The organism is Pseudomonas farris (assembly GCF_019145235.1).
GTDB classification, from domain to species: Bacteria; Pseudomonadota; Gammaproteobacteria; order Pseudomonadales; family Pseudomonadaceae; genus Aquipseudomonas; species Aquipseudomonas farris.
Genome location: NZ_JAHSTV010000006.1, coordinates 319,815 through 335,143, shown reverse-complemented (window position 1 = coordinate 335,143; position 15,329 = coordinate 319,815). Strand labels below are relative to the sequence as shown.

The following is a 15,329-nucleotide window of genomic DNA, read 5'->3' as shown; positions in this document are numbered from 1 at the left end:
TGCGCTGGTGTTCATCAAGTAGTCAGTGTACGCAGCAGGTTCTTATAGTCCTCGCGGATGTCCGCGTCGGATTCCTTAAGCTCGTTGATCTTGCGGCAGGCGTGCAAAACAGTCGTGTGGTCGCGGCCGCCAAACACATCGCCGATTTCCGGCAGGCTGTGGTTGGTCAGTTCTTTGGACAACGCCATGGCGACCTGACGCGGACGTGCTACCGAGCGTGAACGACGCTTGGACAGCAAGTCGGAGATCTTGATCTTGTAATACTCGGCGACGGTGCGCTGAATGTTATCCACAGACACCAGTTTGTCTTGCAGCGCCAACAAGTCTTTCAGGGATTCGCGAATCAGCTCGATGGTGATATCGCGGCCCATGAAGTGCGAGTGGGCGATCACGCGTTTGAGCGCGCCTTCCAGCTCACGGACGTTGGAGCGAATACGCTGGGCAATGAAGAACGCTGCGTCGTGTGGCAGATCGACTTTGGCCTGGTCGGCCTTTTTCATCAGGATCGCCACGCGGGTTTCCAGCTCCGGCGGCTCGACGGCAACCGTCAGGCCCCAGCCGAAACGTGACTTCAGGCGTTCTTCAAGGCCTTCGATTTCTTTCGGATAGCGGTCACTGGTAAGAATGACCTGCTGGCCACCTTCAAGCAGGGCGTTGAAGGTGTGGAAAAACTCTTCCTGAGAGCGTTCCTTGCGGGCGAAGAACTGAATGTCATCGATCAGCAACGCATCCACCGAGCGGTAGAAACGCTTGAACTCGTTGATCGCATTCAGCTGCAAGGCCTTGACCATGTCCGCAACGAAACGCTCGGAATGCAGGTACACAACCTTGGCATTCGGATTCTTCTTTAATAGGTGGTTACCCACAGCGTGCATCAAGTGGGTTTTACCCAAGCCGACACCGCCATAAAGGAAGAGCGGGTTGTAGCCATGCTTGGGGTTGTCCGCCACCTGCCAGGCCGCAGCCCGGGCCAGTTGGTTGGACTTGCCTTCTACGAAGTTTTCGAAGGTAAAGGTGCGGTTCAGGTAGCTGGTGTGCTTGAGCGCGCCTTCGACCTGCACCGTACGCTGTTCGGCGCGAACCGGGGCCTGTTGCGAACTGGCGCCGGCCATTGGATCGAAGCTGTCGCGGGACGGCTCTTCACTGATCTCAGCTATTTTTTGGGTCGCACGTTTGGTCGAGGCAGCTACCGGGGCTGGCGCCGGAACGCTGACAGGCGCTTGAGCAGCCTGAGCCTGGGACGCCGCAGCGGCCAACGGGGCATTGGGTGCCGCACGCGGCGCCGAACTGCGTTTGCTGCCTATTAATAAGGAAAGCGCAGGCGCCAGCCCATTGCCATGCTCATCCAGCAGTTCAAGGACGCGGCCCAGGTACTTTTCGTTGACCCAGTCGAGAACAAAACGATTCGGTGCGTAGACACGCAACTCGTCGCCTTCGGCTTCGACCTGTAGTGGACGGATCCAAGTGTTGAATTGTTGGGCAGGCAGCTCATCGCGCAAAAGCTCTACGCACTGCTGCCAAAGTTCCACTGACACGGATATCCCCTAAGTTGAAAGCCGGTGAGGCAAAAACAAGCGGTCATTGTAGCGACCAGACGTCCACTTATCCACATGCAGGTTGCGCACAGGGCATGATTTATCAATGCGTTAACCCTTGAAAAGAAGACCAACGGTATGTGCATAAGCTCTGTGGATAACCGCCCATGAGGGCACTGGACAAGTGGGGGCGAAACTCGGTGGATAACCTGCCTGTGGATAACTAGCCTTTCCACACACAGCTTATCCGACAGCGCAGCACAGGCTGACCACCGTTTTCCACCGTAGTTGTCATTCTCTGTACATCACGGTTTAGAAGGGCTAAAGGTAGTTATCCACAGATGAACGTGGCCCTAGCTTTTATAAGCTTTACAGAAAAGCTTTAAATAATTCCCTTCTTTATTTTTATATCTAGCTAACGACCTTCGGCGAGCAAATCGTCTGGAGATCTATTTATAAGGAAACGCTGGTTGGAAATTGACCTAGAGGCTTGCTTTCTCTAGAATCCCCGGTCTCTTAAAACGGGGGCCATTCCGGCCCGTTGTGGACGAACCAGGTAACACGACAATGAAACGTACTTTCCAACCAAGCACTATCAAACGCGCTCGTACCCACGGTTTCCGTGCTCGCATGGCTACCAAAAACGGTCGTGCCGTCCTGTCGCGTCGTCGCGCCAAAGGTCGTGCGCGTCTGGCAGTTTGATAATCCGGCACTGGAGGTGAGTCAGGACTTCAGTCGGGAAAAGCGTCTGCTTACTCCCCGGCATTTCAAGGCAGTCTTTGACTCCCCTACCGGCAAGGTTCCGGGGAAAAATCTCCTGCTCCTTGCGCGCAATAACGATCTTGATCACCCCCGTCTCGGGCTGGTTATCGGGAAAAAGAGCGTAAAGCTCTCCGTCGAGCGCAATCGCCTCAAACGTCTGATGCGCGAATCGTTTCGCCTGAACCAGGATTTACTGGTCGGTTGGGACATTGTTATCGTCGCGCGCAAAGGTTTGGGTGACGTAGAAAGCCCCGAATTGATTCAGCATTTCGACAAACTCTGGAAACGTCTGGCACGCAGCAAGCCGGTACCAGCAGTCAAAACCGAAACTGTAGGGGTAGACAGTCCCGATGCGTAAACTGGCACTCGTTCCGATCCAGTTTTATCGCTATGCCATCAGTCCCCTGATGGCCAGTCACTGTCGTTTCTACCCCAGTTGTTCCTGCTACGCGTATGAAGCCATAGAAAATCATGGCCTTCTGCGCGGTGGCTGGCTGACCTTTCGTCGTTTAGGTCGCTGTCATCCGTGGAATCCCGGTGGTTATGACCCGGTTCCATCTATCCCTACCTCCCGTTCTTCTTCGATGGCCGAGTAATCATGGATATCAAACGCACGATCCTGATCGTCGCCCTGGCAATCGTGTCCTACGTTATGGTCCTTAAATGGAACCAGGACTATGGCCAGGCTGCCCTGCCGACTCAGAATGTTGCTTCCAGTACTACCGCACCGGGCCTACCGGATACGGCGACTGGCAATAATGCTTCTGTCAGTGACGACATTCCACGCGCCGCAAGCGATACCAGTGCAACTGCACCTGCTGAAACACCAGTAGCTGCAAGCAAAGACCTCATCCAGATCAAAACGGATGTGCTCAACCTGGCCATCGATCCACAAGGTGGCGATGTTGCCCAGTTGACGTTGCCGCTATATCCGCGTCGCCAGGACCATCCGGAAATTCCATTCCAGCTGTTCGATAACGGCAACGAGCGGACTTATCTGGCTCAGAGCGGCCTGATCGGCACCAACGGTCCGGACGCAAGTCCTGCCGGTCGTCCGGTTTACTCCTCCGAGAAGAAGATTTATCAACTGGCCGACGGTCAAGACCAATTGGTCGCGGACCTGAAGTTCAGCAAGGACGGCGTCAACTACATCAAGCGTTTCACACTGAAACGTGGCCTGTATGACGTAACCGTTTCCTACCTGATCGACAACCAGAGCGCTCAGCCCTGGTCCGGTGCAATGTTCGCGCAACTGAAGCGTGATGCCAGCTCCGATCCTTCTTCCAGCACCGCCACCGGTACCGCGACTTACCTCGGCGCCGCCCTGTGGACAAGTAACGAGCCGTACAAGAAAGTGTCGATGAGCGACATGGACAAGGCTCAGCTGAAAGAAACCGTCACCGGTGGTTGGGTTGCCTGGTTGCAACACTACTTCGTGACTGCGTGGATTCCGGTCAAGGGCGAAAACAACACCGTCCAGACCCGTAAAGACAGCAAAGGCAACTACATCATCGGCTACACCGCCCCGGCAATGACTGTTGCGCCAGGTGCGAAAGCTGAAACAAGCGCCGTTCTGTACGCAGGCCCGAAAAGCCAGGCTGTGCTGAAAGAGTTGTCCCCAGGACTGGAATTGACCGTCGACTACGGCATTCTGTGGTTCATCGCCCAGCCAATCTTCTGGTTGCTGCAACATATCCACGCGCTGGTCGGTAACTGGGGCTGGTCGATCATCTTCCTGACCATGCTGATCAAGGGGATTTTCTTCCCGCTGTCGGCTGCCAGCTACAAATCCATGGCGCGCATGCGTGCAGTGGCACCGAAACTGGCCGCGCTGAAAGAGCAACATGGCGACGACCGGCAGAAAATGTCGCAAGCCATGATGGAGTTGTACAAGAAAGAGAAGATCAATCCACTGGGTGGCTGCTTGCCAATCCTGGTGCAGATGCCGGTTTTCCTTTCGCTGTATTGGGTTCTGCTGGAAAGCGTGGAAATGCGCCAGGCGCCGTTCATGCTGTGGATTACTGACCTGTCGATCAAGGATCCGTTCTTCATTCTGCCGATCATCATGGGCGTAACCATGTTCATCCAGCAGCAGTTGAACCCGACTCCTCCGGATCCGATGCAGGCGAAGGTCATGAAAATGATGCCAATCATCTTCACCTTCTTCTTCTTGTGGTTCCCTGCAGGTCTGGTTCTGTACTGGGTTGTGAACAACGTGTTGTCCATCGCCCAACAGTGGTACATCACGCGTAAGATCGAAGCGGCTACCAAAAAAGCCGAGGCGTAACTTACTCTGTGGATAACCACTCAAAACGCCCCCTAGTGGGGCGTTTTGCTATCTGTCACTTTTGTCTGGATACCGGTTTATGAGCGTTCCTCGTGAAACCATCGCTGCCGTCGCCACCGCTCAAGGTCGCGGCGGTGTGGGCATTGTCCGTATTTCCGGGCCGCTGGCGAGTCTGGCGGCCAAAGCCATCAGCGGTCGCGAACTGAAACCGCGGTTTGCCCATTACGGCCCGTTCCTCAGTGCAAACGAAGAGGTGCTGGACGAGGGCATCGCCCTATATTTCCCGGGACCGAACTCGTTCACCGGCGAAGATGTGCTTGAGCTGCAGGGCCACGGCGGGCCGATCGTTCTGGATATGCTGCTCAAGCGTTGCCTTGAACTGGGCTGTCGTCTGGCCCGGCCGGGTGAATTCAGCGAGCGCGCCTTCCTCAACGACAAACTCGATCTTGCTCAGGCCGAAGCCATTGCCGACTTGATCGAGGCAAGTTCTGCACAGGCGGCACGAAATGCCCTGCGTTCGTTGCAGGGTGCGTTTTCCCAGCGTGTGCATAACCTCACCGAGCAACTGATAGACCTGCGCATTTACGTCGAGGCAGCCATCGACTTTCCCGAAGAAGAAATCGACTTCCTCGCCGACGGCCACGTCCTGAGCATGCTCGACAAAGTGCGCGACGAATTATCCACAGTGATGCGTGAAGCCGGGCAAGGAGCCTTGCTACGCGACGGCATGACCGTGGTCATCGCCGGCCGGCCGAATGCCGGCAAGTCCAGCCTTCTGAATGCCTTGGCTGGACGTGAAGCTGCGATCGTGACCGAGATTGCCGGCACTACCCGAGACATTCTTCGCGAACATATCCACATCGATGGCATGCCGTTACACGTGGTCGATACTGCCGGCTTGCGGGATACCGATGATCAGGTGGAAAAAATTGGCGTCGAACGGGCATTGAAAGCCATCGGCGAGGCTGATCGGGTACTGCTGGTGGTTGATGCCACGGCTCCCGAGGCCCTTGATCCATTTGCCTTGTGGCCTGAATTCCTCGAAATCCGCCCTGATCCGGCAAAAGTTACGCTGATCCGTAACAAAGCTGACCTGACGGGCGAAGCGATTGCCCTGGAGGTCAGTGACGATGGCCATGTCACAATCAGCCTCAGTGCCAAATCCGCCGACATGGGACTGGAACTGTTGCGCGAACATCTCAAGGCCTGCATGGGTTACGAGCAGACCTCCGAAAGCAGCTTCAGTGCTCGCAGGCGTCACCTGGAAGCATTGCGTCATGCGAGTGCGTCCCTTGAGCATGGCCGTGCGCAGCTGACGTTAGCGGGTGCTGGTGAACTATTGGCCGAAGATTTGCGGCAGGCGCAGCAGTCTTTGGGCGAAATCACCGGCGCATTCAGCTCCGATGATCTACTGGGAAGGATCTTTTCCAGCTTCTGTATCGGTAAATAGTCCCTTCTGCAGTTCACAGACAGGCCATTCAGGCCTGTCTGTTCTCTCCTTTTCTGATTTTTTTCCCCAGTGCCGAGCAGATTCTTCGCTTGAGCGGATTTCCCTTGCCCGGGATTTGCTCATTCGGCGGCTTTTCTGTGGATTAAGCCCTGTGAATAAGTGCCGCTAAGGGCAGTTGATAACAAGGCCTCAAAACTGAAGATAACCACCTCTGTGGATAACCACCCCTTTCATCCACAGGCTTACACCGGTTATCCAAGGGCCTCCTTGGTACATGACCACAGGGTTTTGAATCTCTGTACATATTGAAAATAAAGGGCTGTATCAATCTATCCACAGAAAGGTGGCTCAGTAGAAATAAACATAAAAACAAAGATTTAATAAATTTCTCTCTTTTTAATTTCTATAACCTCGACTTCTCCACAGCTGGTTAAATTTTGTGCAAAGGGTTCTTTAGGAAGGGCGAAGTCCCTATACTTGCCGACCAGGTCCAAAAACCTGAGCTCAAACTATTTCCGGATTACCTGACTGAAGCAGGCACGAGGTGCGTGGTGGATTTCCCTTCCCGTTTTGAAGTGATCGTCATCGGCGGCGGTCATGCCGGTACCGAGGCAGCACTGGCGTCAGCACGTATGGGGGCAAAAACCCTATTGCTGACGCATAACGTGGAAACCCTCGGTGCCATGAGTTGCAACCCAGCCATTGGCGGGATCGGCAAAAGCCATTTGGTTAAAGAAATCGATGCCCTGGGCGGCGCGATGGCCATGGCTACCGATAAAGGCGGTATTCAGTTTCGCGTATTGAACAGCCGCAAAGGCCCAGCCGTGCGCGCAACCCGCGCTCAGGCAGATCGGGTTCTGTACAAGGCCGCTGTCCGCGAAGCTTTGGAAAACCAGCCGAACCTGTGGATATTTCAACAGGCTGCTGACGACCTGATCGTCGAGCAGGAACAAGTGCGCGGTGTTGTCACCCAAATGGGCCTGCGTTTCTTCGCAGATTCCGTGGTGTTGACCACTGGCACCTTCCTCGGTGGACTTATCCACATCGGCATGCAGAATTATTCCGGCGGTCGCGCCGGTGATCCGCCGTCGATTGCGCTGGCTCATCGCCTGCGCGAACTGCCATTGCGTGTCGGTCGCCTGAAAACCGGTACACCGCCGCGTATCGACGGTCGCACTGTGGATTTTTCGGTGATGACCGAGCAGGCAGGGGATACGCCGATTCCGGTGATGTCGTTCATGGGCTCCAAAGAGCAGCATCCGAAACAGGTCAGCTGCTGGATTACCCACACCAACGCCCGTACCCACGAAATCATTGCTTCGAACCTTGATCGTTCGCCGATGTATTCCGGTGTGATCGAAGGTATCGGCCCGCGTTATTGCCCATCGATCGAAGACAAGATCCACCGCTTTGCCGACAAGGAAAGCCACCAGGTGTTCATCGAGCCGGAAGGTCTGACCACCCACGAGCTGTACCCGAACGGGATATCCACATCCTTGCCGTTCGACGTGCAGCTGCAGATCGTGCAATCGATCCGCGGCATGGAAAACGCGCACATTGTTCGGCCTGGCTACGCCATCGAGTACGACTACTTCGACCCGCGTGACCTGAAGTACAGCCTGGAAACCAAAGTGATCGGCGGTTTGTTCTTCGCCGGGCAAATCAACGGCACCACCGGTTACGAAGAAGCCGGCGCCCAGGGTTTGCTGGCCGGAGCCAACGCCGCACTGCGTGCTCAGGGCAAAGATGCCTGGTGCCCGCGTCGCGACGAGGCGTACATCGGCGTTTTGGTCGACGACCTGATTACCCTGGGTACTCAGGAACCGTATCGGATGTTCACGTCCCGCGCCGAATACCGTTTAATCCTGCGCGAAGACAACGCCGACCTGCGCTTGACCGAAAAAGGTCGCGAATTGGGTCTGGTGGATGACGTGCGTTGGGCAGCGTTCTGCAAGAAACGCGAGAGCATCGACCTGGAAGAGCAACGCCTGAAAAGTACTTGGGTTCGCCCAGGCACCGAGCAGGGCGATGCGATTTCCGAGAAATTCGGTACGCCGCTGACCCACGAATACAATTTGCTCAACCTGCTGAGCCGTCCGGAAATCGACTACGCTGGTCTGATCGCCGTGACCGGCGGGGGCGCAGAAGATCCACAGGTCGCCGAACAGGTCGAAATCAAGACCAAATACGCCGGTTACATCGATCGTCAGCAAGATGAAATCGCACGCCTGCGGGCCAGCGAAGACACCAAACTGCCTGTGGATATCGATTACACGAACATCTCCGGTCTCTCGAAAGAGATCCAGAGCAAGCTCGGCGCGACCCGTCCAGAGACCCTGGGCCAGGCGTCGCGTATTCCGGGCGTGACCCCGGCAGCGATTTCGCTGTTGATGATTCATTTGAAAAAACGCGGCGCGGGCCGTCAGTTGGAGCAAAGCGCTTGAGTTCGTTGGTCACCTCGCAACACGCCGAAGAGTTATCCACAGGTGCTCGCCAGCTCGGTGTCAACCTGACGGAAGCCCAGCATGCACAGCTGCTGGGTTATCTGGCCCTGTTGATAAAATGGAACAAGGCCTACAACCTCACGGCAGTGCGTGATCCGGACGAAATGGTTTCACGGCATTTGCTCGACAGCCTGAGTGTTATGTCCTTCATCGAAAACGGCCGTTGGTTGGATGTAGGCAGTGGCGGCGGCATGCCAGGGATTCCGCTGGCGATCCTGTTTCCCGAGTCGCAAGTGACCTGCCTGGACAGCAACGGCAAGAAAACCCGCTTCCTGACCCAGGTCAAACTCGAACTCAAACTGGATAACCTGCAAGTTATCCACAGTCGCGTCGAAGCCTTCCAGCCTGAGCTGCCATTCAACGGGATCATTTCCCGTGCGTTCAGCAGCATGGAGAACTTCAGCAACTGGACTCGCCATTTGGGCGACGCCGAAACACGTTGGCTGGCAATGAAGGGCGTTCATCCCGCCGATGAGCTGGTAGCATTGCCGGCAGACTTCCACCTCGATAGCGAACACGCCCTGGCCGTACCCGGTTGCCAAGGCCAACGCCATCTGCTGATACTGCGCCGCACGGCATGATTGGGAACACAAGCAAGAATGGCTAAGGTATTCGCGATAGCGAACCAAAAGGGTGGTGTGGGCAAGACCACCACCTGCATCAACCTCGCAGCTTCCCTGGTCGCTACCAAGCGTCGGGTGCTGTTGATCGATCTCGATCCACAGGGCAACGCCACCATGGGTAGCGGTGTGGATAAACACGGCCTGGAAAACTCGGTCTACGACCTGCTGATCGGTGAATGCGATCTGGCCCAAGCCATGCACTATTCCGAGCACGGCGGTTATCAATTGCTGCCGGCCAACCGCGACCTGACCGCGGCCGAAGTCGTTCTGCTGGAAATGCAGATGAAGGAAAGTCGTCTGCGCAGCGCGTTGGCGCCGATCCGTGAAAACTACGATTACATTTTGATCGACTGCCCGCCGTCGCTGTCGATGTTGACGCTCAACGCGCTGGTTGCCGCCGACGGGGTGATTATCCCCATGCAGTGCGAGTACTTCGCGCTCGAAGGGCTGAGCGACCTTGTGGATAACATCAAGCGCATCGCTGAATTGCTGAACCCGAACCTGAAAGTCGAAGGCCTGTTGCGGACCATGTACGACCCGCGCCTGAGCCTGATGAACGACGTATCGGCGCAGCTCAAGGAACACTTCGGCGATCAGCTCTACGACACTGTGATTCCACGCAACATCCGCCTGGCCGAAGCGCCAAGCTATGGCATGCCGGCGCTGGCGTACGACAAATCATCGCGGGGCGCGATTGCCTATCTGGCATTGGCTGGCGAGATGGTTCGCCGTCAGCGCAAAAACTCACGCACCGCCGCTGCTCAGGCAACTTAAGGAATCCCCATGGCCGTCAAGAAACGAGGTCTCGGACGTGGACTGGATGCACTGCTGAGTGGTCCGACTGTCAGCTCGCTGGAAGAGCAAGCGGTACAAGCCGATCAGCGTGAGCTGCAGCACCTGCCCCTGGACCTGATCCAGCGTGGCAAGTACCAGCCGCGTCGGGACATGGATCCTCAAGCGCTGGAGGAGCTGGCGCAGTCGATCAAGGCCCAGGGCGTGATGCAGCCGATCGTGGTTCGCCCGATCGGCAGCGGGCGCTTCGAAATCATCGCCGGCGAACGTCGCTGGCGTGCGAGCCAGCAGGCTGGCCAGGAAACCATCCCGGCGATGGTTCGCGATGTGCCGGATGAAACCGCCATCGCCATGGCGCTGATCGAGAACATCCAGCGCGAAGACCTCAATCCGATCGAAGAAGCGGTGGCCTTGCAGCGTTTGCAGCAGGAATTCCAGCTGACTCAGCAACAAGTGGCCGAGGCTGTGGGTAAGTCCCGCGTCACCGTGGCTAACCTGTTGCGTCTGATTGCGCTGCCGGAAGTCATCAAAACCATGCTGTCTCACGGCGACCTGGAAATGGGTCATGCCCGTGCGTTGCTCGGTTTGCCGGAAAATCAACAAGTTGAAGGGGCGCGACACGTTGTCGCACGGGGGCTGACTGTGCGCCAGACTGAAGCACTGGTTCGCCAGTGGTTGAGTGGCAAACCGGAACCTGTGGAGCCTGCAAAACCGGACCCGGATATCGCCCGACTCGAGCAGCGCCTGGCCGAGCGCCTAGGCTCTGCGGTGCAGATCCGCCACGGAAAGAAGGGTAAGGGGCAGCTGGTGATCGGCTACAACTCTCTTGATGAGCTTCAAGGTGTGCTTGCACACATCCGCTGAAACAATTCCTCATGTAGCGTGAAGTCGGAAATCACTACCTGACAGTTGAATAGGGGCAGAACCGCCCCTATACTCTGCGCGCATTTTGTCGGCACAAATTATGCCAAGTTATTGAATTCTGGCAGCCGACCATTGGGGAGCAAAAGAGATGGAAAACCGCACGCCAGACCGCTTGCCGTTCCATCGCCTGGCAGTTTTTCCGGTGTTAATGGCTCAATTTGTCGTTTTGCTGATTGCCGCTTTGGCGCTCTGGCAATGGCATGGAGTCGTTGCCGGGTACTCAGGACTCTGCGGAGGCCTGATAGCCTTGCTTCCCAATATTTATTTCGCTCACAGGGCATTTCGGTTTTCCGGCGCTCGAGCAGCTCAAGCCATCGTCCGGTCTTTTTATGCCGGCGAGGCGGGCAAACTGATTTTGACGGCAGTGCTGTTTGCATTGACGTTTGCAGGTGTGAAGCCATTGGCGCCGTTAGCAGTATTCGGCGTCTTCGTGCTGACCCAACTGGTTAGCTGGTTCGCTCCCCTGCTAATGAGAACAAGACTTTCGAGACCTTAGGGCGTTTGAGGCAACCATGGCAGAGACAACCGCTTCGGGCTATATCCAGCACCACTTGCAGAACCTGACCTTCGGTCAGCACCCAACTGGCGGGTGGGGTTTTGCCCACACCGCAGCAGAAGCCAAAGAAATGGGCTTCTGGGCTTTCCACGTCGATACTCTCGGCTGGTCGGTCGCGTTGGGTCTGATTTTCGTTCTTCTTTTCCGCATGGCGGCAAAGAAGGCGACTTCCGGTCAGCCTGGTGCTTTGCAGAACTTCGTTGAAGTATTGGTCGAATTCGTCGATGGCAGCGTGAAAGACAGCTTCCATGGCCGTAGCCCGGTGATTGCACCGCTGGCGCTGACCATCTTCGTCTGGGTCTTCCTGATGAACGCCGTCGACCTGATTCCGGTTGACTGGATTCCTCAAGTGGCCATGTTGATCTCCGGCGACGCGCACATTCCGTTCCGCGCCGTATCGACTACTGACCCGAACGCTACCCTGGGCATGGCCCTGTCGGTATTCGCGTTGATCATTTTCTACAGCATCAAGGTCAAGGGCATCGGCGGCTTCATCGGCGAACTGACCCTGCACCCGTTCGGCAGCAAGAACATCTTCGTTCAAGCCCTGCTGATTCCGGTGAACTTCCTGCTTGAGTTCGTGACACTGATTGCCAAGCCAATCTCGTTGGCACTGCGTCTGTTCGGCAACATGTATGCCGGCGAACTGGTCTTCATTCTGATTGCTGTGATGTTCGGCAGCGGTCTGCTCTGGCTTAGCGGCCTGGGCGTAGTTCTGCAGTGGGCGTGGGCTGTGTTCCACATCCTGATCATCACCCTGCAGGCGTTTATCTTCATGATGCTGACCATCGTTTACCTGTCGATGGCGCACGAAGAGAACCATTAAGACCAGTCTCGACTAGTCTGATGTCCCACCCGGTAACACGGGTGGGGGCCCGAACAGGGCTATGAAACGATTTGTTTTACCGCTTTAAAATCTAAAAAACCTAAACCATACGACGTAAAAGTCGGGAGGAAAGATGGAAACTGTAGTTGGTCTAACCGCTATCGCTGTTGCACTGTTGATCGGCCTGGGCGCACTGGGTACCGCAATTGGTTTCGGCCTGTTGGGCGGCAAGTTCCTGGAAGGCGCCGCGCGTCAGCCAGAAATGGTTCCAATGCTGCAAGTTAAAATGTTCATCGTTGCCGGTCTGCTCGACGCCGTAACCATGATCGGTGTTGGTATCGCTCTGTTCTTCACCTTCGCGAACCCATTTGTTGGTCAACTCGCTGGCTAATCACTCGAATCGTCGAGTGATTAGTGTGTTGTGCAACGAACGAGCGAGGTGTTGGCGTGAACATTAATGCAACCCTGATTGGCCAGTCCGTTGCGTTCTTAATTTTTGTACTTTTTTGCATGAAGTTCGTATGGCCTCCGGTCATCGCGGCTTTGCATGAACGTCAGAAGAAGATCGCGGATGGACTGGACGCTGCCAGCCGAGCAGCTCGCGACCTGGAGTTGGCCCATGAGAAAGTGGGTCAGCAACTGCGCGAAGCGAAAGCTCAGGCAGCCGAAATCATTGAGCAAGCCAAGAAACGCGGTAACCAGATCGTTGAAGAGGCTGTTGAAAAAGCCCGTATCGACGCTGACCGTGTGAAGGTTCAGGCTCAGGCCGAGATCGAGCAGGAACTGAACAGTGTCAAAGACGTGCTGCGTGCCCAACTGGGTGCACTGGCTGTCGGCGGCGCCGAGAAGATCCTGGGTGCCACAATCGATCAAAACGCGCACGCGGAGCTGGTAAACAAACTGGCTGCTGAAATTTAAGCGAGGGCGATCATGGCAGAATTGACCACGTTGGCCCGACCTTACGCTAAGGCAGCCTTCGAGCACGCCCAGGCCCACCAGCAACTGGCCTCTTGGTCAGCCATGCTCGGCCTGGCTGCAGCAGTGTCGCAAGACGACACCATGCAGCGCGTGCTCAAGGCCCCGCGACTGACGAGCGCAAACAAGGCCGCCACGTTTATTGACGTGTGCGGCGACAAGTTTGATGCCAAGGCACAGAACTTCATTAACGTCGTTGCCGAAAACGACCGTCTCCCGCTGTTGCCGGAGATCGCCGCTCTGTTCGACCTGTACAAGGCTGAACAAGAGAAGTCGGTAGACGTTGAAGTGACCAGTGCTTTTGCATTGAACCAAGAACAGCAAGACAAACTCGCCAAGGTTCTCAGTGCACGACTCAACCGGGAAGTGCGCCTGCAAGTTGCGGAGGATGCCGCCCTGATTGGTGGTGTCATCATTCGCGCCGGCGACCTGGTAATCGATGGCTCGATTCGCGGCAAACTCGCGAATCTTGCCGAAGCATTGAAATCTTGAGTTTGAAGGGGCAGCAGAGCAATGCAGCAACTCAATCCTTCCGAAATAAGTGAAATTATCAAGGGCCGCATCGACAAGCTCGATGTGACCTCCCAAGCCCGTAACGAAGGCACTGTCGTCAGCGTATCTGACGGTATCGTGCGGATTCACGGTCTGGCCGACGTAATGTACGGCGAGATGATCGAGTTTCCGGGCGGCGTCTTCGGTATGGCTCTCAACCTGGAGCAAGACTCTGTAGGTGCCGTTGTATTGGGCGCTTACCAGTCTCTGGCTGAAGGCATGAGCGCCAAGTGCACTGGCCGCATCCTCGAAGTTCCGGTTGGTAAGGAACTGCTGGGTCGCGTAGTCGACGCACTGGGTAACCCTGTTGACGGCAAAGGTCCACTGGGCAACACACAGACCGACGCGGTCGAGAAAGTTGCTCCAGGCGTGATCTGGCGTAAGTCGGTAGACCAGCCTGTACAGACTGGCTACAAGGCTGTCGATGCCATGATCCCGGTCGGCCGTGGCCAGCGTGAGCTGATCATCGGTGACCGTCAGATCGGTAAAACCGCTCTGGCGATCGACGCGATCATCAACCAGAAAGACAGCGGTATTTTCTGCGTCTACGTAGCGATCGGTCAGAAGCAATCGACCATCGCCAACGTGGTTCGCAAGCTGGAAGAAAACGGCGCTCTGGCCAACACGATCATCGTGGCTGCCAGTGCTTCGGAATCTCCTGCGCTGCAATTCCTGGCACCGTACTCCGGTTGCACCATGGGTGAATTCTTCCGCGACCGCGGTGAAGACGCGCTGATCGTTTATGACGATCTGTCCAAGCAAGCAGTGGCTTACCGCCAGATTTCCCTGCTGCTGCGCCGTCCACCAGGCCGTGAAGCTTACCCAGGCGACGTGTTCTATCTCCACTCCCGTCTGCTGGAGCGCGCATCCCGCGTTTCGGAAGAATACGTAGAGAAGTTCACCAACGGCGCAGTAACCGGCAAAACCGGTTCCCTGACCGCACTGCCGATCATCGAAACCCAGGCTGGCGACGTTTCCGCGTTCGTTCCGACCAACGTGATTTCCATCACCGACGGTCAGATCTTCCTGGAATCGGCCATGTTCAACTCCGGGATCCGTCCTGCTGTGAACGCCGGTGTTTCGGTATCCCGTGTGGGTGGTGCCGCTCAGACCAAGATCATCAAGAAGCTCTCCGGTGGTATCCGTACCGCTCTGGCTCAGTACCGTGAACTGGCGGCATTCGCCCAGTTCGCTTCTGACCTGGACGAAGCGACCCGTAAGCAACTTGAGCATGGTCAGCGCGTTACCGAGCTGATGAAGCAGAAGCAATACGCACCAATGTCGATCGCTGACATGGCGCTGTCGCTGTATGCCGCTGAGCGTGGGTTCCTGACTGACGTCGAAATCGCCAAGATCGGTAGCTTTGAACAAGCGCTGATTGCTTTCTTCAACCGCGATCACGCCGATTTGATGGCGAAGATCAACGTGAAGGGTGACTTCAATGACGAAATCGACGCTGGCATGAAAGCCGGTATCGAGAAGTTCAAGGCCACCCAAACCTGGTAAGCCGCAGCGGGAGCCGCAAGGCTCCCGCTTGCTAACC

The 15,329-nt window shown here is 56.1% G+C and carries 16 protein-coding genes; 15 read left to right on the top strand and 1 reads right to left on the bottom strand.

What is annotated here, in order from left to right; translation table 11 throughout:
- Positions 1-14 precede the first annotated feature (14 nt).
- The gene (gene dnaA, locus KVG95_RS15145) at positions 15-1,535 is read right to left on the bottom strand and encodes a chromosomal replication initiator protein DnaA (RefSeq protein ID WP_217856989.1); all 1,521 of its coding nucleotides are present in this window, start codon (positions 1,533-1,535) and stop codon (positions 15-17) included.
- A 567-nt stretch (positions 1,536-2,102) separates the two neighbouring features.
- On the opposite strand from dnaA, the gene rpmH reads away from it, so the two are divergent.
- The 15 genes from rpmH (at position 2,103) to atpA (ending at position 15,292) form a co-directional block, all read left to right on the top strand.
- Positions 2,103-2,237 carry a 50S ribosomal protein L34 gene (gene rpmH / locus KVG95_RS15140; RefSeq protein WP_003213577.1) on the top strand — a complete coding sequence of 45 codons (135 nt, stop codon included), beginning with the start codon at positions 2,103-2,105 and terminating at the stop codon, positions 2,235-2,237.
- A 16-nt stretch (positions 2,238-2,253) separates the two neighbouring features.
- Entirely contained in the window at positions 2,254-2,655 is a 402-nt protein-coding gene (gene rnpA / locus KVG95_RS15135) for a ribonuclease P protein component (protein WP_038983561.1), read from the top strand.
- Complete coding sequence (gene yidD / locus KVG95_RS15130; RefSeq protein ID WP_052966011.1) at positions 2,648-2,893, top strand: membrane protein insertion efficiency factor YidD; 246 nt, start codon at positions 2,648-2,650, stop codon at positions 2,891-2,893. Before rnpA ends, yidD begins: the two co-directional genes overlap by 8 nt.
- A 2-nt stretch (positions 2,894-2,895) precedes the next feature.
- Positions 2,896-4,584: a membrane protein insertase YidC gene (gene yidC / locus KVG95_RS15125; protein WP_052966012.1), complete on the top strand. Its 1,689-nt coding sequence runs from the start codon at positions 2,896-2,898 to the stop codon at positions 4,582-4,584.
- Between the two features lie 79 nt (positions 4,585-4,663).
- Positions 4,664-6,034 (top strand): tRNA uridine-5-carboxymethylaminomethyl(34) synthesis GTPase MnmE, encoded by a 1,371-nt coding sequence (gene mnmE / locus KVG95_RS15120; RefSeq protein WP_217856988.1) that lies wholly within the window; start codon positions 4,664-4,666, stop codon positions 6,032-6,034.
- A gap of 551 nt (positions 6,035-6,585) precedes the next feature.
- A complete protein-coding gene (gene mnmG / locus KVG95_RS15115) occupies positions 6,586-8,478 on the top strand; it encodes a tRNA uridine-5-carboxymethylaminomethyl(34) synthesis enzyme MnmG (RefSeq protein WP_008007892.1) in 1,893 nt (630 codons plus the stop codon).
- A complete protein-coding gene (rsmG, locus tag KVG95_RS15110; protein WP_038980416.1) occupies positions 8,475-9,119 on the top strand; it encodes a 16S rRNA (guanine(527)-N(7))-methyltransferase RsmG in 645 nt (214 codons plus the stop codon). The genes mnmG and rsmG overlap by 4 nt, the downstream gene beginning before the upstream one ends.
- A gap of 18 nt (positions 9,120-9,137) precedes the next feature.
- Complete coding sequence (locus KVG95_RS15105; RefSeq protein ID WP_007934331.1) at positions 9,138-9,935, top strand: ParA family protein; 798 nt, start codon at positions 9,138-9,140, stop codon at positions 9,933-9,935.
- A gap of 9 nt (positions 9,936-9,944) precedes the next feature.
- Positions 9,945-10,817: a ParB/RepB/Spo0J family partition protein gene (locus tag KVG95_RS15100; protein ID WP_008007888.1), complete on the top strand. Its 873-nt coding sequence runs from the start codon at positions 9,945-9,947 to the stop codon at positions 10,815-10,817.
- Between the two features lie 148 nt (positions 10,818-10,965).
- Positions 10,966-11,373, top strand: a complete 408-nt coding sequence (locus KVG95_RS15095; RefSeq protein ID WP_007903021.1) for a F0F1 ATP synthase subunit I — start codon at positions 10,966-10,968, stop codon at positions 11,371-11,373.
- A 16-nt stretch (positions 11,374-11,389) separates the two neighbouring features.
- A complete protein-coding gene (gene atpB / locus KVG95_RS15090; RefSeq protein ID WP_052966015.1) occupies positions 11,390-12,259 on the top strand; it encodes a F0F1 ATP synthase subunit A in 870 nt (289 codons plus the stop codon).
- Positions 12,260-12,392: 133 nt separating this feature from the next.
- Entirely contained in the window at positions 12,393-12,650 is a 258-nt protein-coding gene (atpE, locus tag KVG95_RS15085; protein ID WP_002555987.1) for a F0F1 ATP synthase subunit C, read from the top strand.
- Between the two features lie 56 nt (positions 12,651-12,706).
- Positions 12,707-13,177: a F0F1 ATP synthase subunit B gene (locus KVG95_RS15080; RefSeq protein WP_052966016.1), complete on the top strand. Its 471-nt coding sequence runs from the start codon at positions 12,707-12,709 to the stop codon at positions 13,175-13,177.
- Positions 13,178-13,189: 12 nt separating this feature from the next.
- Complete coding sequence (locus tag KVG95_RS15075; RefSeq protein WP_027926211.1) at positions 13,190-13,726, top strand: F0F1 ATP synthase subunit delta; 537 nt, start codon at positions 13,190-13,192, stop codon at positions 13,724-13,726.
- A gap of 21 nt (positions 13,727-13,747) precedes the next feature.
- Positions 13,748-15,292, top strand: a complete 1,545-nt coding sequence (atpA, locus tag KVG95_RS15070; RefSeq protein WP_052966017.1) for a F0F1 ATP synthase subunit alpha — start codon at positions 13,748-13,750, stop codon at positions 15,290-15,292.
- Positions 15,293-15,329: the final 37 nt, after the last annotated feature.

Coding starts and splice junctions, on each gene's coding strand:
- rpmH (WP_003213577.1), top strand. CDS start 2,103: ATGAAACGTACTTTCCAACCAAGCACTATCAAACGCGCTCGTACCCAC.
- yidD (WP_052966011.1), top strand. CDS start 2,648: ATGCGTAAACTGGCACTCGTTCCGATCCAGTTTTATCGCTATGCCATC.
- yidC (WP_052966012.1), top strand. CDS start 2,896: ATGGATATCAAACGCACGATCCTGATCGTCGCCCTGGCAATCGTGTCC.
- mnmE (WP_217856988.1), top strand. CDS start 4,664: ATGAGCGTTCCTCGTGAAACCATCGCTGCCGTCGCCACCGCTCAAGGT.
- KVG95_RS15105 (WP_007934331.1), top strand. CDS start 9,138: ATGGCTAAGGTATTCGCGATAGCGAACCAAAAGGGTGGTGTGGGCAAG.
- KVG95_RS15100 (WP_008007888.1), top strand. CDS start 9,945: ATGGCCGTCAAGAAACGAGGTCTCGGACGTGGACTGGATGCACTGCTG.
- KVG95_RS15095 (WP_007903021.1), top strand. CDS start 10,966: ATGGAAAACCGCACGCCAGACCGCTTGCCGTTCCATCGCCTGGCAGTT.
- atpB (WP_052966015.1), top strand. CDS start 11,390: ATGGCAGAGACAACCGCTTCGGGCTATATCCAGCACCACTTGCAGAAC.
- atpE (WP_002555987.1), top strand. CDS start 12,393: ATGGAAACTGTAGTTGGTCTAACCGCTATCGCTGTTGCACTGTTGATC.
- KVG95_RS15075 (WP_027926211.1), top strand. CDS start 13,190: ATGGCAGAATTGACCACGTTGGCCCGACCTTACGCTAAGGCAGCCTTC.
- atpA (WP_052966017.1), top strand. CDS start 13,748: ATGCAGCAACTCAATCCTTCCGAAATAAGTGAAATTATCAAGGGCCGC.